Origin of the sequence: Kineococcus aridisoli (genome assembly GCF_050871885.1) — a bacterium.
GTDB lineage: Bacteria > Actinomycetota > Actinomycetes > Actinomycetales > Kineococcaceae > Kineococcus.
In genome coordinates, this window is the sequence record NZ_JBJLSF010000004.1 from 1 (window position 1) to 16,276 (window position 16,276).

The 16,276-nt window shown below is 76.2% G+C and carries 14 protein-coding genes; 10 read left to right on the forward strand and 4 right to left on the reverse strand.

Annotated elements, in window-relative coordinates; all coding sequences use genetic code 11:
• The first annotated feature begins 102 nt into the window (after positions 1-102).
• The 7 genes from ACRYM2_RS02005 (at position 103) to ACRYM2_RS02035 (ending at position 9,440) form a co-directional block, all read left to right on the forward strand.
• Positions 103-1,983 carry a putative bifunctional diguanylate cyclase/phosphodiesterase gene (locus ACRYM2_RS02005; protein ID WP_432519476.1) on the forward strand — a complete coding sequence of 627 codons (1,881 nt, stop codon included), beginning with the start codon at positions 103-105 and terminating at the stop codon, positions 1,981-1,983.
• A gap of 116 nt (positions 1,984-2,099) precedes the next feature.
• Positions 2,100-3,230 (forward strand): glycosyltransferase family 4 protein, encoded by a 1,131-nt coding sequence (locus tag ACRYM2_RS02010; RefSeq protein WP_432519477.1) that lies wholly within the window; start codon positions 2,100-2,102, stop codon positions 3,228-3,230.
• Positions 3,227-5,335: an amylo-alpha-1,6-glucosidase gene (locus ACRYM2_RS02015; protein WP_432519479.1), complete on the forward strand. Its 2,109-nt coding sequence runs from the start codon at positions 3,227-3,229 to the stop codon at positions 5,333-5,335. The genes ACRYM2_RS02010 and ACRYM2_RS02015 overlap by 4 nt, the downstream gene beginning before the upstream one ends.
• Positions 5,336-5,464: 129 nt before the next feature.
• Positions 5,465-5,710, forward strand: coding sequence for a hypothetical protein (locus ACRYM2_RS02020; protein WP_432519480.1), 246 nt, complete (start codon positions 5,465-5,467; stop codon positions 5,708-5,710).
• 110 nt (positions 5,711-5,820) lie between these two features.
• The gene (gene pgm / locus ACRYM2_RS02025; protein WP_432519481.1) at positions 5,821-7,488 is read left to right on the forward strand and encodes a phosphoglucomutase (alpha-D-glucose-1,6-bisphosphate-dependent); all 1,668 of its coding nucleotides are present in this window, start codon (positions 5,821-5,823) and stop codon (positions 7,486-7,488) included.
• 10 nt (positions 7,489-7,498) lie between these two features.
• On the forward strand, positions 7,499-7,894 hold the full coding sequence (locus ACRYM2_RS02030; RefSeq protein ID WP_432519482.1) for an RNA-binding S4 domain-containing protein: 396 nt from the start codon (positions 7,499-7,501) through the stop codon (positions 7,892-7,894).
• A gap of 46 nt (positions 7,895-7,940) precedes the next feature.
• Complete coding sequence (locus tag ACRYM2_RS02035) at positions 7,941-9,440, forward strand: dihydrolipoyl dehydrogenase family protein (RefSeq protein ID WP_432519483.1); 1,500 nt, start codon at positions 7,941-7,943, stop codon at positions 9,438-9,440.
• A 19-nt stretch (positions 9,441-9,459) separates the two neighbouring features.
• Here the strand turns inward: ACRYM2_RS02035 and ACRYM2_RS02040 are convergent, their stop codons facing one another.
• Together ACRYM2_RS02040 and ACRYM2_RS02045 are read right to left on the reverse strand one after the other, a co-directional pair.
• On the reverse strand, positions 9,460-9,675 hold the full coding sequence (locus tag ACRYM2_RS02040; protein ID WP_432519484.1) for a hypothetical protein: 216 nt from the start codon (positions 9,673-9,675) through the stop codon (positions 9,460-9,462).
• A complete protein-coding gene (locus tag ACRYM2_RS02045) occupies positions 9,665-10,030 on the reverse strand; it encodes a MerR family transcriptional regulator (RefSeq protein ID WP_432519485.1) in 366 nt (121 codons plus the stop codon). The genes ACRYM2_RS02040 and ACRYM2_RS02045 overlap by 11 nt, the downstream gene beginning before the upstream one ends.
• A 74-nt stretch (positions 10,031-10,104) precedes the next feature.
• Here ACRYM2_RS02045 and ACRYM2_RS02050 point away from each other — a divergent pair, with 74 nt between their 5' ends.
• The 3 genes from ACRYM2_RS02050 to ACRYM2_RS02060 all read left to right on the forward strand — a co-directional run bounded on the left by ACRYM2_RS02050 (position 10,105) and on the right by ACRYM2_RS02060 (position 14,812).
• Entirely contained in the window at positions 10,105-10,809 is a 705-nt protein-coding gene (locus ACRYM2_RS02050) for an SDR family oxidoreductase (protein ID WP_432519487.1), read from the forward strand.
• 106 nt (positions 10,810-10,915) lie between these two features.
• Positions 10,916-12,340 (forward strand): glucose-6-phosphate dehydrogenase, encoded by a 1,425-nt coding sequence (locus ACRYM2_RS02055; RefSeq protein WP_432519489.1) that lies wholly within the window; start codon positions 10,916-10,918, stop codon positions 12,338-12,340.
• A gap of 111 nt (positions 12,341-12,451) precedes the next feature.
• Positions 12,452-14,812 (forward strand): SpoIIE family protein phosphatase, encoded by a 2,361-nt coding sequence (locus ACRYM2_RS02060; RefSeq protein ID WP_432519490.1) that lies wholly within the window; start codon positions 12,452-12,454, stop codon positions 14,810-14,812.
• On the opposite strand, the gene ACRYM2_RS02065 is transcribed toward ACRYM2_RS02060, so the two are convergent.
• Both ACRYM2_RS02065 and ACRYM2_RS02070 read right to left on the reverse strand, forming a co-directional pair.
• On the reverse strand, positions 14,813-15,442 hold the full coding sequence (locus ACRYM2_RS02065) for a CAP domain-containing protein (RefSeq protein WP_432519492.1): 630 nt from the start codon (positions 15,440-15,442) through the stop codon (positions 14,813-14,815).
• A gap of 111 nt (positions 15,443-15,553) precedes the next feature.
• Complete coding sequence (locus ACRYM2_RS02070) at positions 15,554-16,189, reverse strand: GTP cyclohydrolase II (RefSeq protein WP_432519610.1); 636 nt, start codon at positions 16,187-16,189, stop codon at positions 15,554-15,556.
• Positions 16,190-16,276: the final 87 nt, after the last annotated feature.

Sequence of the window (16,276 nt, forward strand, 5' to 3'; positions counted from 1 at the left end):
CGGCCGTCCGCGGACGGCCGGGTCCCGCGGGGACCGGGGACGGGCGTGCGAGCCTGGGACCCGGCGCGGCAGGGACCGGAGGGACGGCGAGGTGGACGTGCGGTGACCCCGCTCCCCCCCGGGGTGGACCCGGCGGGCCCCGACGGCACGACGTTCACGGACGCGGTCCTGCTGGCCGGCCTGCCGGTGCAGTCGTCGGCGTCGCTGTGGGACCTGGCCACCGACGCGCTGGTCGTCGACGCCACCACCACGTGCGCCGAGCTCGACGGGCGGCTGCGCACCGGCGCACCGCACGAGCACTCCAGCGTCGTGGTCCTCGACCGGGCCAGCGGAGCCGTGGGCTCCGTGCAGCGGCAGCGCTTCGAGCACGCCCTCAGCGGGCCGTTCGGCTTCGGCCGCGCCCTGCTGGCCCGCCGCACGGTGGCCCAGGTGACCGACTTCGACACCCGCGTCGTGCCCGGCGACGCCACGGTGGGGACCGCGCTGGAGGTCGTCCTGGAGCGCCCGCGCGAGCGCCGGGCCGACGACCTCGTCCTGCGCCGCGGGGACGGCTGGCGGGTGCTGCCGGTCGCGGTCCTCATGGAGGCGGCCGCCGGCCGGATGGCCTGGCACGCCAGCCGCGACCCGCTGACCGGGCTGGTCAACCGGGGCGCCTTCTTCAGCCACCTGGAGCGGATCGTCGCCTCCGTGCCGCCCGCGGACGCGGGTGCGGACGCGGGTGCGGACGCGGACGCCGGCAGCCGGGTCGGCGTCGTCTTCGTCGACCTCGACCGGCTGAAGACCGTCAACGACACCCTCGGGCACGCCGCCGGCGACGCGCTCATCCGCTCGGTCGCCCGCAGGCTGCTCGACGCGGCGCGCCCCCAGGACGTCGTCGCCCGCCTGGGCGGTGACGAGTTCGCCATCGCCTGCCTGGTGCCCGGCCGCGACGACGAGCAGGCCGCGCGGGCGCTGCACGCCCTCGCCGAGCGGCACCTGGAGGCCGTGCGCCGCGACGACGGCGAGCTGGACCCGCGCGCCCGCAGCACCGCCAGCATCGGCGCGGCGCTGTCGGTGCGCCTGCCCCGGCGGATCCGCGCCGACACCCTGGTGCGCGAGGCGGACACGGCGATGTACGCGGCCAAGCAGGCCGGCGGGGACCGCATCAGCACGGTGTCCGCCGTCGGCGACGGCCCCGGCGCCGCCGCGGGCACCCGCGCACCGCTGTCGCTGCAGCAGGCGCTGGCGGAGGGCGAGCTGGTCCTGCACTACCAGCCGATCGTCGACGCGCGCACCCGCGACCTGCTCACCGTCGAGGCGCTCGTGCGCTGGCAGCACCCCGCCCGCGGCCTGCTCGGCGCCGGGGACGTGCTGGCGGCCGCGCGGGCCGAGCACCTGGAGGTCGCGCTGGACCGGTGGGTCCTGGGCACGGCGCTGGGCCAGCTCGCCCGCTGGCTGCCGCTGCGCAGGCGGGGCGCCGGGGTGCCGCCGCTGGTGAACGTCAACCTCTCGCCCGCCAGCCTGGGCACCCCCGACCTGGCCGAGCGGGTGCTGGCGCAGGTGCGCGCCGCGGGCTGCACCCCCGGGCAGCTGCGCCTGGAGCTGCCCGAGACGGCGTCGCTGTCCACGCTGGAGTGCGCGGTCCCGCAGCTGAACGCGCTCGCGCGGGCGGGGGTCGCCCTCGTCGTCGACGACATGGGTGCGGGCGCCTCCAGCCTGCGCAACCTGTCGACGATCCCGGTGGCGGGCATGAAGATCGACCGGTCCTTCGTGGCGGGCGTGCTCACCCGCGGCGGTGACCGCGCCGTGGTGCAGATGCTCACCAACCTGGCGGTCGGCCTGGGGCTGCGGGTGACGGCCGAGGGCGTGGAGACCGCCGCCCAGGCGGAGGAGCTGCGCCGCCTGGGGGTGAGCGCGCTGCAGGGGTTCCACGTCGGCCGACCGGTGCCGGCCGAGGCGGTGGTGGCCGGGGTCCCGGCACCGCGCGCGGGCGAGCGCCGCTGACCCGGCAGCCCGGCCGGACACCTCTTGGCACTCCGGCGCCGGAAGTGCTAAAAGCGGAGTAGCCGGCGCTCCTGCTGCGCGGCAACACCTTTCGGCCTGATCGCTGGAGGATGCCCATGACGCTCTCCGACGTCCCCGTCGTCCCGCGCCCCGCTCCCGCCCCGCGGGACGCCCTGCGCATCGCCGTCGTCGCCCCGCCCTGGTTCGCACTGCCCCCCCGCGGCTACGGCGGCATCGAGTCCGTCGTCGCCGACCTCGTCGACTCCCTCGCCGCCCGCGGCCACGAGGTGACGCTCGTGGGGTCCGGGACGCACCGCACCCGGGCCGCCCGGTTCGTGCAGGTCTTCGCCGAACCCCCGTCGGCGCGGGTGGGCGAGTCCGCGCCGGAGGTGCTGCACGCAGCCGCGGCCGCCGAGGCGCTGGAGGGCCTGGAGGTCGACGTGGTGCACGACCACAGCCTCGCCGGGCCCCTGCTGGCCCGCGGGCGCGGGACGCCCACCGTCATGACGATGCACGGCCCCGTCGACGGCGAGCACGGCGAGTACGTCCGCCGCCTCGGCGACAGCGTCGACGTCGTCGCCATCTCCGACGCCCAGCGCCGGCTGAACCCCGGCCTCAACTGGGTCGGGCGCGTGCACAACGCCGTCGACGTCTCCAGCTTCCCCTTCCGCGCGGACAAGGGCGACCACCTGCTGTGGCTGGGGCGGATGAACCCCGAGAAGGGGCCGCACCTGGCCGTCGACGCCGCGCGCGCATCGGGTCAGCGCATCGTCCTGGCCGGCAAGTGCAGCGAACCCGGGGAGAAGCGGTACTTCGAGCAGGCCGTGCGCCACCGCCTCGGCCCGGACGCGGAGTACGTCGGCGAGGCCGACGCGGCCCTGAAGCGGGAACTGCTCGCCGGTGCCCGCGCCCTGGTGTTCCCCGTCCAGTGGGAGGAACCCTTCGGCATGGTGATGATCGAGGCGATGGCCTGCGGCACACCGGTCGTCGCGCTGCAGCGCGGGAGCGTCCCGGAGGTCGTCGCGCACGGCCGCAGCGGTCTGGTCGTCCGCACGCCCGAGGAGCTGCCGGCCGCGCTGCGCCTGGCCGCCGACCTGGACCCGGCCGCCTGCCGCGCGCACGCGCAGCAGCACTTCGACCTGCCGGTGATGGCCGAGGGCTACGAGCGGGTGTTCCGCATGATCGTCGAAGGCGGGCGCGGTGTCGAGGCCCTCACCCGCTCGACCGGGCGGGAGGCGACGGCATGAGCACCGGGCTGCCGGGCACCGGGGTCCCCGGGGCGGGCGCCCCGGTCGCGGAACCGCTCACCGGTGGTGACGTCACCCTCGTCGAGGGCGCCTCCTTCTGCGTGAGCGACGCCGCCGGCGACATGCACCCGCACCGCCCGCACGGGGTGTTCTTCCGCGACACCCGCGTCGTCTCGGGGTGGCAGCTGCTGCTGGACGACGAACCCCTGCAACCGCTGAGCGCCCACCTGCCCGAACCGTTCTCCGCCGTCTTCACCACCCGGGCCGCGCCGCGGCCCGGGCTGGCCGACGGCACGCTCGTCGTCGAGCGGCGGCGGATGGCGGCCGACGGCCTGCGCGAGGACGTCGTCGTGCGCAACTACGGGCTGGAACCCGCCGGGATCGGCCTGCAGCTGGTCGTCGAGGCGGACTTCGCCGACCTGTTCGACGTCAAGGAAGGCCGTGCGGGCCGCCGCACCGTCACCCAGCGCACCCCGCGCGGGGAGGACCTCGTCCTCACCGTCGCCCACGGCGGCCGCGGCCGCGGTGTGCGGGTGCGCGGCCAGGGCGCCACCGCGCTGCCGGGGGCGCTGCTGTGGCGGGCGGTCGTCCCCGCCCACGGCGAGTGGCGCACGACGATCGAGGTGCTGCCCTCCACCGAGGACGGGGAGGTCGGGACGTCCTTCCCGCTGGACCGCCCGCTGGAGTCCACCGCTCCCGCGCAGCGGCTGCGCGAGCGCCGCCGCGCCAGCCCGGACGTCACCTGCGACGACCCCGTCCTCGCCCAGGCGCTGCGGCGCAGCGTGCTCGACCTGGGCGCCCTGCGCATCGCCGACCCCCGGCGCCCCGGCGCCGACGTCGTCGCGGCGGGAGCGCCCTGGTTCATGGCGCTCTTCGGCCGCGACTCGCTGCTGACGAGCTGGCTGGCCCTGCCCTTCGACCCGGGCCTGGCGCTGGGCACGCTGCAGACCCTCGCGGACCACCAGGGCCGGCGCGTGGACCCCATGAGCGAGGAGGAACCGGGCAAGGTCCTGCACGAGGTGCGCCTGGGGGTGGACGCCGACCGGGCCCTGGGCGGCAGCAGCGTCTACTACGGCAGCGTCGACGCGACCCCGCTGTTCGTCGTCGTCCTCGACGCGCTCGCCCGCTGGGGGGCTCCCCTGGAGGAGGTGCGGGCGCTGCTGCCGGCGGCCGACCGGGCGCTGGAGTGGGTCCGCGAGCACGGCGACCTCGACGGCGACGGGTTCGTGGAGTACCGGCGCAAGACCGACCGCGGGCTGCTCAACCAGGGCTGGAAGGACTCCGGCGACGCCGTCTCCTTCGCCGACGGCCGGCTCGCCGAGGGACCGATCGCCCTCGTGGAGGTGCAGGCGTACGTGTACGGCGCCTACCGGGCCCGTGCGCACCTGGCCCGCCTCGTGGGCGACGAGGGCGCGGCGACGCGCTGGGAGCAGCTCGCCGAGCGGCTGCGCCGCGACGTCGACGAGGCGTTCTGGATGCCCGGGCGCGGTTGCTACGCCCTCGCCCTCGACGGGCGCAAGCGGCAGGTCGACGCCCTGGCCTCCAACCAGGGGCACTGCCTGTGGACGGGGCTGGCCGACCCCGGGAAGGCGGCCCAGGTCGCCGAGCACCTGCTGTCCCCGGCGATGTTCACCGGGTGGGGCGTGCGCACCCTGGCCTCGACCGAGGGCCGCTACAACCCCGTGAGCTACCACAACGGCTCGGTGTGGCCGCACGACAACGCCCTCATCGCGAGCGGGCTCGCGCGGTACGGGTTCACCGAGGCCACGCAGCGGATCGCGACGGGGCTGCTCGGCGCGGCGGCGGCGACCGGTGGGCGCCTGCCGGAGCTGTTCTGCGGCTTCGAGCGGGGCGAGGCGCCCGCTCCCGTGCCCTACCCGACGTCCTGCTCGCCGCAGGCGTGGGCGGCGGCCACCCCGATCGGGCTGCTCACGGCGCTGCTGCGCCTGGACGTCTGCCTGCCGCACGGGCGCTGCAGCACCGACCCCGCGCTGCCGGCGCACTGGGGCCGCGTGCGGCTGTCCGGGCTCGGCTGGGGCGAGGAGGGCGTCGCCGTCGACAGCGCGGCACCGGGCCCGCGCCCGCTGTCCGCCGTCGCGGGCTAGCGGCCACCGTCCCGGCGGCGGCGCCCCGCACGGGGCGCCGCTGACCCGGACGGGTGGCCGGGTCTGCCCGCCGGCCGCCGGCGCGGGGAGCATGGCCGTTCCGCAGGTGCCCGGCGCGAAGGAGCGGTCATGAGCACGGTCGACGAGGACGTCCCGCGAACCCCGCCGGGCACCCGGCCGGGCGCCCTGGCGGACGCGGAGGTCGCGGCGGTCTTCCGCAGCGTCCAGCGGCTGCACGAGCTGCTGGCGGAGCTGCGCCCGGACCTGCTGCCGCGCCTCGACGGCGCCCGCTCCGACGCCTTCGCGGCGGTGGGCGGCGGCCTCGCCGCGATCCACGGGATCCACGCGGTCCACGCGACCCGCGGACCCGGCTGACGCGGGGACCGGGGGCGAGCCCCCCGGGGGGTGAGCGCGGGGGCACTGGCGGGCCGGGGTGACGGGGTGCAGCATCATCGTCACGACCGACCGCCGCCGGAAGAGGAGCCATGACGCACCCGCGCGCAGGACAGCACGCCGAACCCTCGGACCTCATCGACGTCGCGCACGTCGTCACCGCCTACTACGCGACGCAGCCCGACCCCGGCGAGGTCGCCCAGCGGGTGTCGTTCGGCACGTCCGGGCACCGCGGCTCCAGCCTGGACGCGGCGTTCAACGAGCAGCACATCCTCGCCACGACCCAGGCGATCGTCGACCACCGCCGCGAGCAGGGCTACGACGGGCCGCTGTTCCTGGGGCGCGACACCCACGCCCTGTCCGAGCCCGCGTGGACCTCCGCGCTGGAGGTCCTCGCGGCCAACGACGTCACCGTGCTCGTCGACGACCGCGACAGCTGGACGCCCACGCCGGCCGTCTCGCACGCGATCCTGCGCGCCAACCGCGAGGGCTCGGGAGCGGGGTCGCGGATCCGCACGAGCGGTCCCGGCCTGGCCGACGGCATCGTCGTCACCCCCTCGCACAACCCCCCGCGCGACGGCGGTTTCAAGTACAACCCGCCGAACGGCGGGCCGGCCGACACCGACGCCACCGGCTGGATCGCGCAGCGGGCCAACTCCTACCTGGAGTCCGGCCTGGACGGCGTGCGGCGCGTGCCGTTCGCGAGGGCCCGCGCCGCCGCGCAGGGCTACGACTTCCTGGGCACCTACGTCGACGACCTGCCGAACGTCCTGGACATCGACGCGATCCGCTCGGCCGGGGTGCGCATCGGCGCCGACCCGCTGGGCGGGGCGAGCGTGGAGTTCTGGCAGGAGATCGCCGAGCGGCACCGCCTCGACCTCACCGTCGTCAACCCCCTCGTGGACCCGACGTGGCGGTTCATGACGCTGGACTGGGACGGCAAGATCCGCATGGACTGCTCCTCGCCGTCGGCGATGCACTCCCTCATCGACCGGCGCTCGGAGTTCCAGGTCGCCACCGGCAACGACGCCGACTCCGACCGGCACGGCATCGTGACGCCGGACTACGGCCTGATGAACCCCAACCACTACCTCGCGGTGGCGATCCAGTACCTGTTCGGCACCCGCGAGGGCTGGCCGTCCGGTGCCGCGATCGGCAAGACCCTGGTGTCCAGCTCGATGATCGACCGGGTCGCGGCGAAGCTGGGCCGCGAGCTGCTGGAGGTCCCCGTCGGGTTCAAGTGGTTCGTGCCGGGCCTGCTCGACGCCTCCGTCGGCTTCGGCGGCGAGGAGAGCGCCGGCGCCTCGTTCCTGCGCCGCGACGGCTCGGTGTGGAGCACCGACAAGGACGGCATCCTGCTGGCGCTGCTGGCCTCGGAGATCATCGCCACCACCGGCCGCACCCCCAGCGAGCACTACGGCGACCTGGTCGCCGAGTTCGGCCGCCCGCAGTACAAGCGCAGCGACGCGGCCGCCACGCGCGAGCAGAAGGCGACGCTGGCGAAGCTGTCGGCCGACCAGGTCACCGCGGACTCGTTCGCCGGTGAGCGGATCGTCGCCAAGCTCACCGAGGCCCCCGGCAACGGCGCGAAGATCGGCGGTCTGAAGGTCGTCACCGAGAACGCCTGGTTCGCCGCCCGCCCCTCCGGCACCGAGGACGTCTACAAGATCTACGCCGAGTCGTTCAAGGGCTCCGACCACCTGCGCCAGGTCCAGGCCGAGGCGCAGGAGCTCGTCGACGGGGTCCTCGCGGGTTCGTGACGGTGGCGTCGTGACGAGGATCGACCAGTGGACGTGGGCGGTGCGGTTGTTCAAGAGCCGTTCCGTGGCGGCCGCCGCGGTCAAGGCGGGGCACGTCCGCCTCAACGGCGAGCGCGCCAAACCCGCCACGACCGTCCACGAGGGCGACGAGGTCCGCATCCGGGCCGAGGGCTACGAGAAGGTGTTCGAGGTGGTGCGCCTGCTGGACAAGCGGGTGGGCGCACCGCTGGCCCGGGAGGCCTACGTGGACAACTCCCCGCCACCACCGCCGAAGGACGAGTTCTTCGGGGCGTTCGGCACCCGCGACCGCGGCGCCGGGCGCCCCACCAAGCGCGACCGGCGCGAGATGGAGCGCCTGCGCGGGGGCCGGGCCCAGGACGCGCCGGCCGAGGACGGGTGGGGCTGAGACCCGGCCGGTGGCGCGCCGCGGCCGATGGGGGCACGGTGGGCGCGTGGACGGGACCGAGCGGGACGTGGCCGGGCGGGACGCGGCCGGGCAGGACGTGGCCGAGTACGACGTCGTCGTGGTGGGCGGTGGGCCGGCGGGGACGTCGGCCGCCGTCCGGGCGGCCGAGCTGGGGGCGCGCACCGCGCTGCTGGAGGGGCGCCGCACCGGCGGGACGTGCGTGAACACCGGGTGCGTGCCGACCCGGGTGCTGGCCAAGACCGCGCGCCTGGTGCGCGAGGTGCGCACCGCCGCCGAGCACGGCATCGCGGTGCCGCAGCAGACGATCGACTGGCCGGCCACCGTCGCCAGGGTCCGCGCCACCGTGGAGCGCGTGCAGGCCGCCAGGGCGGACGCCGAGCGCCTGGCCGACCTGGGCGTGGACCTCGTGCTGGAAGGGCCGGCCCGCTTCGTCGACCCGCACGTGCTGGAGCTGACCGGCAGCGGCCGCCGCGTGCGCGGGGAGAACGTCCTGCTCTGCGTGGGCGGGCGCTCGCGCCGCCTGCCGCTGCCGGGCGCGGAACTGGCGACCTACCCCGAGACGGTGCTGGACCTGCCCGCGCTGCCGCGGCGGCTGGCCGTGGTGGGGGCCGGGAACACCGGCGCCCAGCTCGTCACGGTGTTCCGGGCCCTGGGCAGCGAGGTGCTGCTGCTGGACCTGGCCCCGCGCGTGCTGCCCACCGCGGACGCCGACGTCTCGCACGCGGTGCACGCGGCGTTCGAGGAGCAGGGCGTGCGCGTGCGCACCGGGATCGAGGGCGTGGACTCCCTGGCGCGCCGCGCGGACGGTGCGCTCGACCTGGCGTGGCGCGAGGACGGCGGGCAGCGGGTGGAACCCTTCGACGCCGTCGTGCTCAGCGTCGGGTGGCCCGCGGCGGTGGAGGGCCTGGGGCTGGAGCGGGCGGGTGTCGAGACGGGCCGCTCGGGCATCGTCGTCGACGAGCACCTGCGCACGAGCGCACCGCACGTCTTCGCCGCCGGGGACGCCAACGGGCGGTCGATGCTCGTGCAGGCGGCGCACGCCGAGGCGGAGGTCGCCGCCGAGAACGCCGTGCTCGGCTCGCGCCGGCGCGCCCGGCACCTGCTGCTGCCCAGCGGCGGGTTCACCGACCCCGACTACGCCGGTGTCGGACTCACCGAGGAGCAGGCCCGCGCGCGCGACGCGCGGTGCCTGGTCAGCACCGTGCCGTTCGCGCAGATGGAGCGCCCCCTCATCGACGACCGGACGAGGGGTTTCCTCAAGCTCGTCGTGGACCGCCGCCGCGAGGTGGTCCTCGGCGCGCACGCCGTGGGCGAGGAGGCCGTCGAGGTCGTGCAGGCGGTGACGACCGCGATGGCCGCGGGGGTCGACGTGGCGACGCTGGCCCGGGTGGAGTTCGCGTACCCGACGTACAGCGCGGTCATCGGCGAGGCGGCCCGGCGGGTGCTCCAGGAGGTCCCGCAGCCGTGGCGGGGTTCCGCCGCCGCGCCCGACCCGGCCGCCCCCACCGCCGCCGGGGCGCGCTGACGGGGCGCGGGCACGGGGTTCAGCCCTTCGGCAGCTCCCGCAGCCAGGCCTCCACCTCGGCGAGGGTGAGGACGGGACCGTTCTCGCCGAAGGCGATGCGGGCGTCCTTCGCCCCCGGCTTCCCGCTGGTCAGCAGGTAGCCGGGGTGGCGCTTCGTGGGCGCCTCCAGCGTCCAGCCCTTGGCCCCGGCGGTGCGGCGCAGCGCCTCGAAGCGCGCCTGCTCGTCAGCCGACACGGGTGCACCCCTCGGGCGGGTGCTCGGCGGTGGCGATGACGGCCTCCAGCTGGTCGCGGGCGGCCGCGAGCTCGGCCAGCTGCCGGTCGATGCGGTCGCGCTCGGCGGCCAGGCGCCGGCGCAGCTCGGGGGTGGAGGTGCCCGTGTCGACGCACGGCAGCACCTCGGCGATCACCCGGCTGTTCAGGCCCGCGGCGTACAGCTGCTGGATGATCCGCACCCGCTGCACGGCGGACTCGTCGTAGCGGCGCTGCCCGCTGGGGCTGCGCCGGGCGGGCAGCAGCGACTGCTCCTCGTAGTAGCGCAGCGCCCGCACGCTCACCCCGGCCTGCGCGGCCACGTCCCCGATGCGCACTGCTCCCCCGTCCGGTGGGTCGTCCCCGCCGCCGACTTGCCTCTGACGTCGGCGTCAGGTCCTAGCGTACCCGCATGCAGATCACCGGAGCCACCGCGCTCGTCACCGGAGCCAACCGCGGCATCGGCCGCCACCTCGCCGCCCAGCTGCTCGAGCGCGGCGCGACCGTCTACGCGGCCGCCCGCCGCCCCGAGAGCGTCGACCTGCCGGGCGCGCGGGTGCTCGCCCTCGACATCACCGACCCCGAGGCGGTCGCGGCCGCCGCGGCCGCCGCCGGCGACGTCGACCTCCTCGTCAACAACGCCGGCATCTCCACCGGCGCCGGCCTGGCCACGGGCGACCTGGAGGGCGCCCGCCGCGAGATGGACGTGAACTTCTGGGGAACGCTGGGGATGGTGCGCGCCTTCGCACCCGTCCTCGCGGCCAACGGCGGCGGCGCGATCGTCAACGTCGCCTCGGCGCTGTCCTGGTTCGCCTTCCCCGGCGCCGGCGCGTACGCCGCCTCCAAGGCCGCCGTCTGGAACATGTCCAACGCCGTGCGCCTGGAGCTGGCCGGCCAGGGCACCCTGGTGACCTCCGTGCACCTGGGTGCCGCGGACACCGACATGATGGGCGACTACGACGGCCCCAAGACCGACCCGGCGGACGTCGCGCGCGCGGTGCTCGACGGGGTGGAGGCCGGCCGGATCGAGGTCGTCGTCGACGACTGGAGCGAGATGGTCAAGGCGAGCCTGGCCAAGGACCCCGCGGAGTTCTACGAGCGCCTCCTCGGCCGCTGAGCCGCGCGCCGGCGTGCGGGCCGCCCGGTGCACCCGCGGCGGCCCGCGCCCGGCCCGGTAGCGTACGACGGGCATCATCGGACCCCCGGAGCAGTTGGAGTCGGACATGAGCAACGCCCTGGGCGCCACCACGAGCGCCGGCCCCACCGTCTTCGTCGTCTACGGCGCCACCGGCGACCTCGCCAAGCGCCTGGTCATGCCCGGTTTCGCCGCCCTCGCCGCGGCCGGCCTGCTGCCCGAGCAGTGGGTCCTCATCGGCAGCGGCCGGCGCGCGATGCCCGACGACGACTACCGCGAGCACGTGCGCCGGGGCCTGCAGGAGTTCGGCAAGGTCGGCGACGACGTCGTCGAGGGCATCCTGCCGGGGCTGCGGTTCGCGGGCGGCGGCTTCACCTCCGACGACGCGGGCGAACTGCTCGACGCGATCGCCGCCGCGCGCTCGGAGATCGGCGAGGACGCGCAGCTCGTGCACTACCTCGCGCTGCCGCCGTCCACCTTCGAGGACTACACCCGCGCCATCGAGGCGCACGGCCTCGCCGAGGGTTCCCGCGTGGTCTACGAGAAGCCGTACGGCACCTCCCCGGAGTCCTTCGAGGAGCTCGACCGGCTCGTGCTGTCGGTGTTCGAGGAGGAGCAGGTCTTCCGCATCGACCACTTCCTCGGCAAGGAGGCGACCCAGCAGCTGCACGTGCTGCGCTTCGCCAACCGCATGTTCGAGCACCTGTGGAACAACCGCCACGTCGCCCAGGTGCAGATCGACGTGCCCGAGACCCTCGGCGTCGACGAGCGCGCGAAGTTCTACGACGAGACCGGCGCGACGCTGGACATGCTCGTCACCCACCTGCTGCAGGTCGCCGCCGAGGTCGCCCTCGACCCGCCGGCGCAGTGGACCTCCGACGGGCTGGCGCAGGCCCGCGAGGCGGTGCTGGCGAAGTTCCGCGCCATCGACCCCGCCGACGTCGTCCTGGGCCAGGGCAGCGGGTACCGGGAACTGCAGGACGTGCGGGAGGGTTCGGACACCGACACCTTCGTCGCCGCGCGCGTGTGGGTGGACACCGAGCGCTGGTCCGGGGTGCCGTTCGTGCTGCGCACCGGCAAGAAGATGGCCGAGTCCCACCAGCACGTGACGCTGGTGCTCAAGCCGGTGGAGAACAGCCCGCAGCAGGGCCACGGCGAACCCGAGACGATCACGTTCACCCTCAGCGGCAACGGGACCGTGTGGGCGGGGGTCACCGCCCGCCGCCCCGGCGTCTCCGACGACCTGGTGCCCGGCCGGCTCTCCCTGGACCTGGCGGACCTGCCCAACGCCGAGCCCCTGCCGCCGTACGCGGCGCTGCTGCGCGACGTCCTCATCGGCGACCGCGCGCTGTTCACGACCTCGAACGGGCTGCGCGACGCGTGGCGGGTGGCCAAGCCGCTGCTGGACCAGCGCCCCGAGCTGGTGACCTACGAACCGGGCACCTGGGGCCCGGAGCAGGCCGACCAGCTCGCGGCCCCCTACGGCTGGCTCACCGAGCACCGCGACCGCTGAGCCGGCGCTCCGGGAGGAGGCGGGCGCCGCTCGGCGAGACCGCGCCGTGGCGGCGGGTTACCGTCGAGGGGCCGGGTGCGACCAGCCGCCCGCCACCCCTCCTGGAGCCCCGTGGACCTCGACCACCCGTACCGCGACCCCCGCGACGGCGGCACCGCCCGCACCGCCGAGACCGCGGGGGCCCCGCCGGCACCGGAGGAGTTCGCTCCGGTGCACGGGACGGTCGACCTCACCACCTGCGACAGCGAACCCATCCACGTCCCGGGCGCGGTGCAGCCGCACGGCGTGCTGCTGGCCGTGGAGCGGGCCGGGCACCGGGTCGTCGTCGCCTCCGCGAACACCGCCCAGTTCCTCGGCCGGCCGCTGGAGCAGGTGCTCGGGCGGACGCTGGCCGACCTGCTGGGGCCGGAGCTGGCGGAGCAGGTGCGGGCCGCGGACGCGCTGGAGGACCTCGCCGAACCCCTGGTGGCCACCGTGCCCACCCCGGCCGGGCCCGTGCCCGTCGACGCGGTGCTGCACGTGTCCGGGGAGCGCCTCGTCGTCGAGCTGGAACCCGTCGGCCACGCGGCGGGTGCGGCGACGGTCTCCTACCGCTCCACGCGCGCCGCGGTGACGCGGCTGGCCGGCAGCACCGGCATCGACGGGCTGTGCGCGCGGCTGGCCCGCGAGGTGCGGCAGCTGACGGGCTTCGACCGGGTGATGGTCTACCGCTTCGACGCGCAGTGGAACGGCGAGGTCGTCGCCGAGGACCGCCGCGAGGACCTCAACGCCTTCCTGGGCCTGCACTACCCCGCCTCCGACATCCCCGCCCAGGCCCGCCGGCTCTACACCGTCAACTGGACCCGGCTGATCGCCGACGTGCACTACGCCCCCTCCCGGCTGCACCCGCTGCTCGACCCCGGCAGCGGGGCACCGCTGGACCTGTCGCACTCGGTGCTGCGCAGCGTCTCGCCCATCCACCTGGAGTACCTGCGCAACATGGGCGTCACCGCGTCCATGTCGGTCTCCCTGCTCGTCGAGGGGCGGTTGTGGGGGCTGATCGCCTGCCACCACTACTCCGGTGCGCACCGGCCCAGCCACGACGCGCGCTCGGCGGCGGAGTTCCTGGGCCAGACCGCCTCCCAGCTGGTGGGTGAGCGGGTGCGCTCGGCCGAGCGCGACCAGGCGCTGGCCGCCCAGGAGCTGCTGGGCGACATCGTCGCCACCGTCTCCGCCAGCGGGCGCGAACCGCTGGTCACCCTCGTCGAGGACGGGCGGCTGCTGCGCCTGCTGGACGCCGGCGGCGTCGCCCTGTGGACGGGGCACCGGCTGCTGACGCACGGCAGCGTGCCGCCGCGCGCGGCGCTGCAGCGCATCGCGACCCTGCTGGCCCGCGCCGACGGCGCACCGGTCTTCACCGACCACCTCGCCTCGCTGAGCCCGGCGCTGGCCGACGTGGCCGACCGGGCGGCGGGCGCGCTGCGGGTCGGCGTCGACGGCCAGGGCTGGCTGCTGTGGGTGCGCCCGGAGCAGCCCGAGGTCGTCGACTGGGGCGGCGACCCGCACAACGCGAAGATCGCCGAGGGCGAGGGCCCGGACGTGCGGATCAGCCCGCGCACGAGCTTCGAGAAGTGGCGCGAGGTCGTGCGCGGGCGCAGCGCCCCCTGGCGGCCCTGGCACGGCTCCGTCGCGGACCGGCTGCGCAGCCAGGTCACCGGCGTCATGCTCGGCCGCTCGCGCGACCAGATCGCGATCGCCGAGTCCCTGCAGCGCGCCGTCGTCCTCGACGAGGCACCGGTGGTGCCGGGGGTGGACGTCCTGGCCCGCTACCAGCCCGCCGAGGGCGGGCAGCTGGGCGGGGACTGGTGGGACGTGATGGCCCTCGAGGAGGGACGGGTGGCGCTGGTCGTCGGCGACGTCGCCGGCCACGGCGTGCACGCGGCGGCCGCGATGGCGCAGCTGCGCACGGCGCTGCGCGCCTACCTGCTGGAGGGGCACAGCCCCGCCTCGGCGCTGGACCGCCTGGACGCGCTCGTCGGCACGCTGCTGGGCAACCACATGGCCACCGCCCTCGTCGCGGTGGTGCACCCCGCCGCGGGTGGTGCCGGGGCGGTGGTGGAGCTGGCCAGCGCCGGGCACCCGCCGCCGCTGCTGGTGGACGCCACGGGGGCCCGCGCGCTGGAGGTCCCCCCGCGGCCGGTGCTCGGGCTGGGGTTCGGGCCGGGCTTCGGGCCGGTCACCGGGCTGGAGGCCGAGACGGTGCGGGTGCCGCTGCCGGCCGACGCGTTCCTGCTGCTCTACAGCGACGGCCTCGTCGAGCGCCGGGGCTCCGGCCTGGACGAGACGACCGCGACGCTGGCCAGGACCGCCGCGAGCGCGGCGGTCGACCTGCTGCCCGCGGGGGACATGTCCGGCGTCGCGGACCGGCTGCTCACCGCGGTCCCCGGCGGCGCCGGGGACGACACGACGCTGGTGCTGCTGCGGCTGCGCTGATCAGCGCGCGTCGCGGGTGCGGCGCTCCAGGTCGGGGGCGGCGGCGCCGACCACGACCTCCCCGGCCGGGACGGGCAGCGGCTGCGCCGCGGGCGCGGCGGCGGGCTGCGCGGTGGCCGGGGCGGGGAAGAGGGGCGTCACCGGGTGGTCGGGCTGCTCGAAGACCTCGACGATCCACACCCGGCCGTCCGCCGAGCGCACCGCGCCGAAGCCGACGACGCTGACCTGCGGGCGCAGGACGTTGTCGCGGTGCGCGGGCGAGGCCATGAAGGCGCCGTGCAGCTGCTCCGCGTCCGCGCCGACGCCGACGTTCTCGGCGTAGAAGCGGTAGCCCGTCAGCTGGTGCGCGAGGTCGGGGTTGTGCTGCAGGCGGCTGTCGCCGGCCATCCGGAACGCCCAGTCGGTGGCGACGCGGTTGGCCTCCTCGGTCAGCACGAGGGGAGCCAGCCCGGCGGAGGCGCGGGCGGCGTTGACGAGCTCGTAGGAGCGCCAGGCGGCGGCCCCGTCACCGGTGGTGGCGGGAGCCGCGTGCGCCGCTCCGGCCCCGCCGACGAGCGCGGCGGCAGCGGTGGCGACCGCGGCGAGGCCGAGGGCGCGGCGGGTGCGGGCAGGGCGGCGTGCGGTGTCCACGAGGACCTCCGGGCGGTGGGCGGCGGTGTGCGTTCCCCCACTGCCTCGGCCGTCAGCGGCCCCGCCTGTAGCCCGGACGGGTGATCGGGTGCGCCCGCCGGTGACCGCCCGTCAGCCCGTGAGGTCCAGGGAGTGGGCCGTGTGGTCGCGCTTGGCGCGCAGGTAGCCCGCGTTCGCGGCCGACAGGTGCACCCCCGTCGCCACCCGCCGGGCGACCTCGACGCCCAGGCGCTGCAGCTGCGCGGCCTTGTCGGGGTTGTTGCTCAGCAGGTCCACGCGGTGCGCGCCGAGGGCGGTGAGCATCTGCGCGGCGGCGGTGTAGTCGCGCTCGTCCTCGCCGCGACCCAGGGCCAGGTTCGCCTCGTAGGTGTCCAGCCCGGCGTCCTGCAGCGCGTAGGCGTCCAGCTTGGCGTACAGGCCGATGCCGCGGCCCTCCTGGCGCAGGTACAGCAGGAGGCCCCCGACGCCCGCGATGCGCTCGACGGCCTCGCGCAGCTGCGGCCCGCAGTCGCAGCGCTGGGAGCCGAAGACGTCCCCGGTGAGGCACTCGGAGTGCGGGCGCACCAGCGGCGCCGGCCCGCCGGCCGCGGAGCGCCGCAGCGCCCCCTCCCAGTCGCCCAGGCCCAGGGCCAGGTGCTCGCGGTCGTCGGCCAGGCCGGTGAAGGTGTGGACCTGGGCGGTGGTGGCGTAGCCGTCGGGGAAGCGCAGCGGGACGCTCACGCTGGTGCGGACGACGGCGGGGGGCAGGGCGGACACGGTGCTCCATTCGATGCGTGCTCGACGCGTCGATCGACACTAGGTCGCGGAACTTGAGCCGTCAAGGACCACGACGGG